Source organism: Lentzea indica (assembly GCF_012184385.1).
In the GTDB taxonomy this organism is placed as follows: domain Bacteria; phylum Actinomycetota; class Actinomycetes; order Mycobacteriales; family Pseudonocardiaceae; genus Lentzea; species Lentzea indica.
The window spans coordinates 1-9,296 of sequence record NZ_VSRL01000318.1 but is presented as its reverse complement, the minus strand read 5'-3'; the positions used below and the strand labels follow the sequence as shown (position 1 = coordinate 9,296).

At 69.4% G+C, this 9,296-nt stretch carries 14 protein-coding genes and 1 riboswitch; of the genes, 6 read left to right on the top strand and 8 right to left on the bottom strand.

The window, feature by feature from the left end; genetic code table 11:
- The 3 genes from FXN61_RS43730 to FXN61_RS43720 all read right to left on the bottom strand — a co-directional run.
- Positions 1-513, bottom strand: a 513-nt coding sequence (locus FXN61_RS43730) for a CbtA family protein (RefSeq protein ID WP_167979722.1), incomplete at its 3' end; no start/stop codon positions are given.
- A gap of 19 nt (positions 514-532) precedes the next feature.
- Positions 533-721, bottom strand: coding sequence for a CbtB domain-containing protein (locus FXN61_RS43725; RefSeq protein WP_167979721.1), 189 nt, complete (start codon positions 719-721; stop codon positions 533-535).
- A gap of 33 nt (positions 722-754) precedes the next feature.
- Positions 755-931, bottom strand: a riboswitch (cobalamin riboswitch).
- Between the two features lie 48 nt (positions 932-979).
- Positions 980-1,630: a (2Fe-2S)-binding protein gene (locus tag FXN61_RS43720; RefSeq protein ID WP_167979720.1), complete on the bottom strand. Its 651-nt coding sequence runs from the start codon at positions 1,628-1,630 to the stop codon at positions 980-982.
- A 107-nt stretch (positions 1,631-1,737) separates the two neighbouring features.
- On the opposite strand from FXN61_RS43720, the gene FXN61_RS43715 reads away from it, so the two are divergent.
- From FXN61_RS43715 to FXN61_RS43705, 3 genes are read left to right on the top strand one after another with little or no spacing between them, the layout of a single operon-like run.
- A complete protein-coding gene (locus FXN61_RS43715) occupies positions 1,738-2,001 on the top strand; it encodes a phosphoribosyl-ATP diphosphatase (protein WP_030471498.1) in 264 nt (87 codons plus the stop codon).
- 13 nt (positions 2,002-2,014) lie between these two features.
- Positions 2,015-2,875 carry an ATP phosphoribosyltransferase gene (gene hisG / locus FXN61_RS43710; RefSeq protein ID WP_167979719.1) on the top strand — a complete coding sequence of 287 codons (861 nt, stop codon included), beginning with the start codon at positions 2,015-2,017 and terminating at the stop codon, positions 2,873-2,875.
- The gene (locus FXN61_RS43705) at positions 2,872-3,183 is read left to right on the top strand and encodes an antibiotic biosynthesis monooxygenase family protein (protein ID WP_167979718.1); all 312 of its coding nucleotides are present in this window, start codon (positions 2,872-2,874) and stop codon (positions 3,181-3,183) included. Before hisG ends, FXN61_RS43705 begins: the two co-directional genes overlap by 4 nt.
- On the opposite strand, the gene FXN61_RS43700 is transcribed toward FXN61_RS43705, so the two are convergent.
- A complete protein-coding gene (locus FXN61_RS43700) occupies positions 3,144-3,758 on the bottom strand; it encodes a phosphoribosyltransferase (protein ID WP_167979717.1) in 615 nt (204 codons plus the stop codon). The two genes, FXN61_RS43705 and FXN61_RS43700, sit on opposite strands and share 40 nt — an antisense overlap.
- Positions 3,755-4,156 (bottom strand): DUF4345 domain-containing protein, encoded by a 402-nt coding sequence (locus tag FXN61_RS43695; RefSeq protein ID WP_167979716.1) that lies wholly within the window; start codon positions 4,154-4,156, stop codon positions 3,755-3,757. Before FXN61_RS43695 ends, FXN61_RS43700 begins: the two co-directional genes overlap by 4 nt.
- 68 nt (positions 4,157-4,224) lie before the next feature.
- On the opposite strand from FXN61_RS43695, the gene FXN61_RS43690 reads away from it, so the two are divergent.
- Positions 4,225-4,779 (top strand): TetR/AcrR family transcriptional regulator, encoded by a 555-nt coding sequence (locus FXN61_RS43690; protein ID WP_312878456.1) that lies wholly within the window; start codon positions 4,225-4,227, stop codon positions 4,777-4,779.
- 46 nt (positions 4,780-4,825) lie between these two features.
- On the opposite strand, the gene FXN61_RS43685 is transcribed toward FXN61_RS43690, so the two are convergent.
- A complete protein-coding gene (locus FXN61_RS43685; protein ID WP_167979714.1) occupies positions 4,826-5,593 on the bottom strand; it encodes a thioesterase family protein in 768 nt (255 codons plus the stop codon).
- 16 nt (positions 5,594-5,609) lie between these two features.
- Positions 5,610-6,455, bottom strand: a complete 846-nt coding sequence (locus FXN61_RS43680; RefSeq protein WP_167979713.1) for a RecB family exonuclease — start codon at positions 6,453-6,455, stop codon at positions 5,610-5,612.
- A 99-nt stretch (positions 6,456-6,554) separates the two neighbouring features.
- Here FXN61_RS43680 and FXN61_RS43675 point away from each other — a divergent pair, with 99 nt between their 5' ends.
- Both FXN61_RS43675 and FXN61_RS43670 read left to right on the top strand, forming a co-directional pair.
- Entirely contained in the window at positions 6,555-7,673 is a 1,119-nt protein-coding gene (locus tag FXN61_RS43675; protein ID WP_312878453.1) for a site-2 protease family protein, read from the top strand.
- A gap of 12 nt (positions 7,674-7,685) precedes the next feature.
- The gene (locus FXN61_RS43670) at positions 7,686-8,513 is read left to right on the top strand and encodes a tRNA (adenine-N1)-methyltransferase (protein WP_167979712.1); all 828 of its coding nucleotides are present in this window, start codon (positions 7,686-7,688) and stop codon (positions 8,511-8,513) included.
- Positions 8,514-8,570: 57 nt separating this feature from the next.
- Here the strand turns inward: FXN61_RS43670 and FXN61_RS50405 are convergent.
- Positions 8,571-9,296 (bottom strand): Rv0361 family membrane protein (locus tag FXN61_RS50405; protein ID WP_188136130.1); only part of this gene is annotated, 726 nt, incomplete at its 5' end.

The following is a 9,296-nucleotide window of genomic DNA, read 5'->3' as shown; positions in this document are numbered from 1 at the left end:
TGCGACTGCGCGCGCAGCCGCTCGGCGAGCAGGCTCGCGCCCCCACACGATCACCAGACCGGCCACCACGACACCGAGGTAGAGCGCGGTCCGGTAGTTCACCGTCTCCGGATCGCCGACGGCGGGCGGGTTGGCCGGGTACTTGATCCACGGCAGCAGCGCCACCGCGCCGAACACCGCGGCACCGAACGCGAAGCTGCGGCTGAACGGCGTGCGGTCGACGAACCAGCGCTTCGACAGCGCGTAGGCCGTGGCGAACACGAGGCCGACGGCGATGCCGACGATCACCACGCCGAGCATGCCGCCCACGACCTGGGCGCCACGGCTGACGAGCGCTTCCTCGCCGTGCGAGTGGCCGGCCGACTCACCGGCGGGTTCCCGGGCCTCCTCGACCGCGAGCGCGGCGCGAATGGGGATCTCGGTCACCAGCAGTTGCACGAGCGCGGAGGCGGCACCTGCGATGCCGCCCGCCGCGATCCCTCGCAGCGCAAGGGACCTGTACGTCGTCGTCATGTGCTTGATCGGGATCAGATCAGTGGCACGGGACGCCGAGCGCGTGCCGGCCGTCGTGGAAGAACTCGTGCAGCAGCTCCGAGCTCGCACCGAGCGCGAGACCGTTCTCCTGCAGGACCAGGTAGGTGACGATGAGGCCGAGCGATGCGACGGCGAAGGCCCACTTGGGCACGCGGACGGCGGACAGGTTTGCTGCGGGGCTCGTCATGACGGGCTCCTCCATACCTCGTGGAAGGTCAACTCTCCTTGCGGCGCCGCAGCCGGTCTCCTGACTCCCGGATCAACGCTGCCCCCGCGTCTTCCCAGCCCCTGTGAGAGGACCAGTGACGTGCTCGGCGGGGATCGCTTCCCGGTCACAGTGGCGAGGACCGCGCCGGATTTTCACCGGCTTCCCGTCACTGCGGCGCGTGCACCGTAAGTTGATCGGTGGCTTAAACACAACCGGCCATAAGAGTTGTCGTGTTCATCACTTCACGAGTGGACAGTCTCCACACTTCCCACCAGCGGCTACGCGGTAGTAAAGGCAGCAGCTCCGGCGGCGGAACGTGACCTCGCCGGGGAAGCTCAGAAATTCACCCGCCTGTTCGAACGGCGGTGCGCTCATCAGCTGTTCACCGCGTTGTTCCGCTTCCTCGGCGGTGAGCATGCGTGCGCGAACAACCATTTTGAGCGCGCCCGCGATGTTCGACATCGCGTTGCCCCACAACAATCCGCGCGCCACCGGCGTGACCGACTGGATCGCTTCCACCACGGGTTCGAGCGCTTCGGCGGCCGGTGGGCCCAGCCTCGGTTCGTCGATGCGGACGCTCAGGCCGTTCACGGAGTGGTGTTGCCACCACAGGTTTTCCGGCCGCACGTCGATGGGGATGTTCGCCGCGGTGAGAGGGCTGAGCAGCCGCGCGGTGTAGCTGAGGAAGAACAGGCTCGCCGCGACGCGGGGTTCTTCCGCCTTGTACCGGGTCGCGATGGCGTCGATCGTGTCCTTGAGCGCCGGGCCTTCCAGCAGCGCCGTCCCCGGCAGCCACGTGTCGTCCGGACGGCCCACGTCGAGCGCGAAGAACGGGTTGATGCCGCGCACCCGGCGCAGCGCCTGCAGAACCTCCGCGAACTCCGACACGAAGTTCACGCTACTGGGTGTCCATGCAGGACAGATCACGTCCACGCCGTGGGACTGATGTGACCGCGGTGTGGACGGGGGCTCGCGGGATGGGAGGATGTCGTGCCGTGAAGACCTTCGACTCCCTGTTCGCCGAACTGACCGAACGAGCCGCCACCAAGCCGGCTGGTTCCGGCACCGTCGCAGCGCTCGAGGCCGGCGTCCATGCTCAGGGCAAGAAGGTCCTGGAGGAGGCGGGCGAGGTCTGGATCGCCGCCGAGTACGAGTCCGACGAGAAGCTCGCGGAAGAGATCTCGCAGCTGCTGTACCGCCTCCAGGTGATCATGCTGGGCCGCGGCCTGACCCTCGAAGACGTTTACAAGTACCTCTGACGGAGGCTTTCCCATGCTGCGCGTTGCAGTCCCGAACAAGGGCGCGCTCGCCGAACGCGCCTCCGCCATGCTGACCGAGGCGGGTTACCGGCAGCGGCACGAGCCGCGCGACCTGACCGTGCTCGACCCGAACAACGACGTCGAGTTCTTCTTCTTGCGCCCCAAGGACATCGCGATCTACGTGGCGTCCGGCGACCTCGACCTCGGCATCACGGGCCGCGACCTGGCCGCCGACTCGGGCGCCGACGACAACGGCTCCTCGGTCGAGGAGCTGCTGGCGCTGGGCTTCGGCGCGTCGACCTTCCGCTACGCGGGCCCCAGCGGCACCGACTGGAAGGTCTCCGACCTCGAAGGCAAGCGCCTCGCCACCGCGTACCCGAAGCTGGTCGGCCGCGACCTCAGGGCCCGTGGCATCACCGCCAAGGTGATCCGTCTCGACGGCGCCGTGGAGATCTCGATCCAGCTGGGCGTGGCCGACCTGATCGCCGACGTGGTGGGGTCTGGCAGGACTCTCCGGCAGCACGACCTGGTGCCGTTCGGCGAGCCGATCTGCGAGTCGGAGGCGGTCCTGATCCACCGCGCCGGTTCGGAGCTGACCGCGGCCAAGAAGCAGCTGACGGCCCGCATCCAGGGTGTCGTGTTCGCCCAGCAGTACCTGATGCTCGACTACGACTGCCCGCGCTCGCTCCTGGACGACGCCATCGCCCTGACGCCGGGCCTGGAGTCGCCGACGGTGGCGCCTTTGGCGCACCCGGACTGGGCGGCCGTGCGGGCGATGGTGTCGCGCACGGACGCGAACCGCGTGATGGACGAGCTGGCCGCGATCGGCGCCAAGGCCGTGCTGGCCTCGGACATCAGGTTCTGCCGCCTGTGATCACCGAGCACGCCCTGCTGGACGTGCTGCCGGGCAGGGAGTCCGACTTCGAGTGGGCGTTCGGCGAGGCGCGGGAGCTGATCTCCGCCTCGCCGGGCTTCCGCGGCCTCGAACTCCTCCGGTGCCTGGAGACGCCGTCGCGCTACCTGCTGCTGGTGCGGTGGGAGTCCGTGGAGGCCCACACCGTGGGCTTCCGGCAGGGACCGTCGTACGAGCGCTGGTCGGAGTTGCTGCACGGGTTCTACTCGCCGTTTCCGGTGGTGGAGCACTACGAGAGCGCTCTGAGCACCTCGGCGTCCGTGGTCTGATCGAACCTGTCGTACCAGCGGCTGACCGCGCCGAAGTGCCGCGGGACGAGGATGGCGACGATCGGGGTCGTGAACGTGCTGAGCGAGTCTCTGGCGGCCACGGGGACGGCGAGGGTGACGCTTCTCGGTTCGTGCTTGTGCACCCAGTGCAGGGCGGCCCTGGCGGTGACGCCCGTGGCCAGCCCGTCGTCCACGAGGATCACGTCGCGGTCCTTGACGGTGAGCGGCCTGTCCTTGCGGTAGAGAGTGGTGCGTCGTGCGGCTTCGGCGCGTTCTTCGTCGCAGGTGCGGCCCAGCTGTTCCTCGGTGAGGTTCAGCGCTTTGAGGACTCTTCGGTCGTAGATGGGCTCGCCGTCCGCCGTGACGGCGCCGACGCCGTACTCGGGATGACCGGGCGCACCGATCTTGCGTGCCACCACGACGTCGAGCTCGGCGTTGAGTTCGCGGGCTATCTCCTTCGCGACCGGGACGCCGCCGCGGGGGAGACCCAGCACCAGCGGATCGTGCCACGGCCGTTCCGCGAGTCGCGCTGCCAGGGCGCGGCCCGCTTCCTGCCGGTTCGCGAACCTCTTCACAGTCCCGTCAACGGTACGCCTGTTCTCTTCTCGTCGGCCGTCGCCAGCCAGAAGAACACCGGTGGCAGCACCACTTCCAGGACGATCAGCGGGATCTGGAACCAGTGCGGCTGCCCGTGCACGGCCAGCGAGAGCAACCGTCCGGCGGCCGACAGCGCGAACACACCGGCCAGCCACCGGACGGCGGTGGCCGGGATCGGTTGCTGCCGGGCCGCCCAGATCCACGCCAGCCCGTAGCCCAGGAAGATCGCGTTGTAGAAGCGCTCGCGGCTGTCGACCGTCGCCCCGGCGTTCTCCGCACCTGGCACCGATGCCACGCCCAGCAGCACGTGGTACGCCCCGATCAGCACGCATGCCACGCCCATCGTCCAGGCGAGCCACCTCAACGCCGTCGCCATCCGCGCACCCCCTTGGTAGACACGTGTCTACTCCCGCTGGTAGACATGTGTCAACTAAGCTCCTCGGCGTGAGGTTGACCCCGGACGCCCGCCGCACGCAGCTGATCGACGTGGGCGCTGCCCTGTTCGCGTCGAAGCCCTACGACGACGTGCTGATGGAGGAGGTCGCCTCGCGCGCCGGCATCTCCCGCGCGTTGCTGTACCGGCACTTCTCCAGCAAGCGCGACCTCGTCGCCGCCGTGCACCAGCGCGCCACCGACCAGCTGCTGACCGAGGTCGAGGATCTGGGCGACGGCACGCTCGCCGAGCAGATCGCCGTCGGTCTCGACGCGCACTTCGACTACTTCCAGGCCAACCGCAACCTGGTGCTCGCCGCGAATCGCGTGCTGGCGAGCGATCCCGTGGTGCAGGCGGTGATCACTGGCGGGTTCGCCGCCCTGCAACGCCGCCTGCTCGACGCGGCGGGGGTGGACGGTCCACTCGCGTCCGCAGCTGTGTTGGCGTGGCTGGAGTTCGTGCGTGTGATGTGCGTGGAGTGGTTGGCGCATCAGACTTTTGACCGCGTGGAGTTGCGCGACCTGTGTGTCCGCGCGCTGTTGGGCGCGTTGGATCTCAGAGGGTGATCGCTGAAGCGAAGCGTGTGTTCAGCGCTCTCGATCAGATCTGGATCTAAGCGCGCTCGCGCACGAACAGGGCCTGCGCCGTCGTCCCCACCGGCCCTTCGACGTCGTGCACCGTGCTGGTCGCCAGCCCGGCCCCGTCCGGCCCGATGGTCGTCCTGGCGTCCATCCCGACCCACTCACCGACGGGCTGCCGGTGCAGGTGCACGGTCAGGTCGGTGTTGATCGCGTACCACTTGCGTATGTCCACACGGGACGAAACGCCGCTGGCCGAGTCCACCACGGAGAACAACCGCTCCAACGGTGTTGGCTCGAAGCCCTCGACCACGGCCACACGCGGGCGGGCCCACACCTGCGCGTCGCCCGGCGTGAAGATCCCGCCCGACACCGAAAGCCACTCGACGGCGGCCAGATACCCGCCCGACCAGAAGTCCGGGATCTCCATCGGCACGGCAGAAGAAGGCGGCGGCAGCGAGCCACTGGAGCCGCCTGCCACGGCCGTGGTGTCCGAACCGACGATGTGCCACGCACGTGCGGTGAGCACCACACGACCTTCATGAGCCAGCGAAGCCGACAGCAGCTCCACCGAGCGGCCCGGGCGTTCGACCGAAGTGGACACCGTCAGGTCGGCGACCGGGACCGGGCCGAGCACCTCGAACGTCACGCGCGCGAAGGAAGGGCGGCCCAACGCCATCAGGGACCGCACCAGCAAGGCGGAAGGCGGGCCGAGGTGCTGGCTGTCCGGGCCCCACGGCCCGACCGTGTGCGAGGTCGAGCGGAACGTGTCGTCGCCCAGGGGCAGGTAGAAGGCTGTCATGTCGCGGTCCCGGCACTCAGTCGCGGTCCTGGAGGGGCTCGGTGTCGTCCGGCTCCGGCCAGCCGGGGTAGGGAGGCGGGGTGCCGTCGAACGCCGGGCAGAACGCCTTGTGGTCGCAGTAGTCGCACAGGCGGCTGGGGGACGGGCGGAAGTCGCCGGTCGGGGCCGCGCGCATGATGGCCTGCCAGATGGCTTCGAGGGTGCGTTCGAAGCGGGACAGCTCGGACTCGTCAGGGGTGTAGGCCAGTGCCTGGCGGTCGGCGAGGTACATCAGGCGCAGCTGGCGGGGGACGACGCCGCGCAGCCGCCAAAGGACCAGGGCGTAGAACTTCATCTGGAACAACGCCTTCGCCTCGCCCACCTCGCGGGGCGCGGCGCCGGTTTTGTAGTCCACGACGCGGATTTCACCCGTTGGGGCCACGTCCACGCGGTCGATGTAGCCGCGCAGCAGCACGCCCGACGGCAGTTCGGACTCGACGAGCAGCTCGCGCGCCTCCGGTTCGAGGCGGCGCGGGTCCTCCAGTCCGAAGTAGCCGTCGAGCAGCTTGGTCGCGGAGGCCAGCCACTCCGCTTCCTCCTCGCCGCCGGGAACCTCGAACAAGGTGGAGAACTCCGGGCGCTCGGCCTTCACCCGTTCCCACGCAGGCGTGATCATCGCGCGGGCGCGGTCGGGCACGCGTTCGGCGGCCGGCAGAGCGAACAGGTCTTCCAGCACCGCGTGCACCACCGTGCCGCGCACCTGCGCCTTCGTCGGCTTCTCCGGCAGCCGGTCGACCGCGCGGAACCGGTAGAGCAGCGGGCACTGCTTGAAGTCCCCTGCCCGGGACGGCGACAGCGCGGGCCTGCGCAACGTGGTGCTCATGGTTCGCACCCTAGGACAGGGGTCTGACAATTCCCGGACCTGCCCGTCCGAAGGGAGCGGTACACCGCGAGATCACACCTCCCGCTCTACAGTGCACCCGTGGCTGCGCGGATCAGCGAACGCGAGGGCGGCCTGCTGCTGTTCCGGGTGGCGGGCATCCCGGTGGTGCTCGCGCCGTCGTGGTGGATCGGCTCGGCGATCGTGGTGGCCTTCTACGCGCCGCTCGTCGACGACCTCGCCCCCGGCACGCCACCGGGCGTCGGCCTTCTCCTGGCCGCGCTGTTCGCGGTGTTCCTCGGCCTCTCGGTCCTCGCGCACGAGCTCGGCCACTGCGTCGCGGCGCTCAAACTCGGCCTGCCGGTCAGAAGGCTGCGCCTGTACCTGCTGGGCGGGCTGTCCGAGATCATGCGCACACCCGGCAAACCCAGCCACGAGGGCGTGGTCGCGGGCGCGGGACCGATGGTCTCCGTGGCGCTCGCGATCGTCTTCGGCATCGGCGCGTTCGTGATGGAACCGGGCGACGTCGTGTGGGTGCTGGTCTTCCAGATCGCCGCCGCGAACGTCGCCGTCGCCGTGTTCAACCTCCTGCCGGGTCTGCCGCTCGACGGCGGCCGGATCGTCAGAGCGGGCGTGTGGGCGGTGACCGGGCAACGGGCGATGGGCACCCGTGTCGCCGTGGTCGGCGGTTTCGCCGTCGCCATCGCACTGGTGGCGTGGTCGCTCTACGGCATCGCGGAAGGTGCGGAGGACCGTTGGCTGCGGTTCGGCGTGTGCGCGCTGACGGCGTGGGTCGTCGTCGCCGGTGCGAAGAGCGAGCTCGCCACCGAACGCCGTCGCACCTGGCCCGCCGGTCTCACGCTCAACGACCTCATCCGCCCCGTGCTCCAGCTGCCGGCGGAAAGCCCCGTGGCGGACGCGCTGAGCACGTCGGCCGGCCGTGGTGTGGTGCTGGTCAGGGCGGACGGTTTCGCGGCCGGTCTGCTCGACACGGAGGCGGCGGAGAAGCTCGTCGCCACGAGCCCGTTCGCACCCGCTGAGCAGGCAGCGGAGCCGATCCTGCCGGAGACCGTGATCTTCGCCAACGAGCCCGGCGAGGAGATCGTGGAACGCGTCCAGGGCACGGCCGCGTGGCAGTTCCTCGTCCTCGACCTGGAGGGCCGTCCGGCGGGTGTGCTGCGCAGGGAGGACCTGCGTGCGGCCATTGAGAAGGGCGTTTGACACCATTGCGCGGTGATTAGCGCAAGTGGCCCGTTCCGTCCGGGCGACCGGGTTCAGCTGACCGACCCCAAGGGACGGCACTACACCGTCGTCCTCGAACCCGGCAAGGAGTACCACACCCACCGCGGCGCCATCCCGCACGACCTGCTCATCGGGCAGCCCGAGGGCTCGGTCGTGGCGTCGGTGGGCGGCACGAACTTCCTGGCGCTGCGCCCGCTGCTGCCGGACTACGTTCTGTCGATGCCGCGTGGTGCGCAGGTGATCTACCCGAAGGACGCCGCGCAGATCTGCATGTACGGCGACATCTTCCCCGGCGCGCGCGTTCTGGAGGCAGGCGCCGGCTCCGGTGCGTTGTCGTGCTCGCTGCTGCGTGCTGTGGGGGAGAAGGGCAGCGTCCAGTCCTACGAGGTGCGCGACGACCACGCGGTCCACGCGATCCGCAACGTGGAGACGTTCTTCGGCGAGCGCCCCGGCAACTGGTCGATCACGGTCGACGACGTGAAGAACCACGAGGGCGAGGTCGACCGGGTCATCCTCGACATGCTCTCGCCGTGGGAGGTGCTGCCCACGATCGCGAAGAACCTCATCGCCGGCGGCGTCCTGGTCGTCTACGTCGCCACCACCACGCAGCTCTCCACGGTCACGGAGGCGCTGCGAGAGATGACGTGCTGGACCGAGCCCCACGCGTGGGAGACGCTCGTCCGCCCGTGGCACGTCGTCGGTCTCGCCGTGCGGCCTGAGCACCGGATGATCGGGCACACCGCGTTCCTGCTGACCACGCGCAAGCTCGCGGACGGTGTGACGGCGCCCAGGCCGCAGCGCCGCCCCAGCAAGGGCTAGGTACGTAAAAGGGCCCGGCCGAAACTCGGCCGGGCCCTTTTCACGTACGGCGAACGACTACCTGGTCGTCGGGATCTTGATGTCCTTCTGCAGCGTGCAGAACTTCCAGTCCCCCGACACCTTCTTGAACTTCCACTCGGAGTCGACGGTCTGGCTCTGGCCGCCGTAGTTCGCGGTGACCTCGATCTTGACGGTCGCCTCGCTGCCGGACACCGTCGCGCCCTTGTAGGTCATCTTGGGCGCCGGGAGCTTCTTCATCTCCTCGGCCAGCTTCTTCTGCTCCGGCGTGGCGTTCTTCTCCGCCGCCGCGGCCTCGTCGAGCATCTCCTTGCAGGCCAGCGACTTGGCCTTGCTCTCGTTCTTGGAGGCGGCCGCGGCGATGTACGCCTCGGCGGCCTTCTTGACGTCGGCCTCGTCGCTGCCGCTGTTGCCCTTGTCGGTGCCGCCCGAGTCGGGCGACGTCGAGGAGCTGCTGGAGTTGCTGCTCGAGCTGTTGCCGGAGAGCAGGACGGCGCCCGTGATGCCGCCACCGACGAGCACCAGCACGCCGATGACGACGCCGATGATCAGGCCGGTGTTGCTCTTCTTCGGCGGCTGGCCGCCGAAACCGGGGCCACCGGGGTAACCGGGCTGCTGGCCGTACCCCTGCTGGGGCTGGCCGTAGCCCTGCTGCGGGAAGCCGCCGCTGGCGGGTCCCTGCTGGCCGAACGGGTCCTGCTGCGGCTGGCCGTACTGGCCGGGCTGCTGGCCGTACCCCGGTGGCGGCTGCTGGCCGTACCCGGG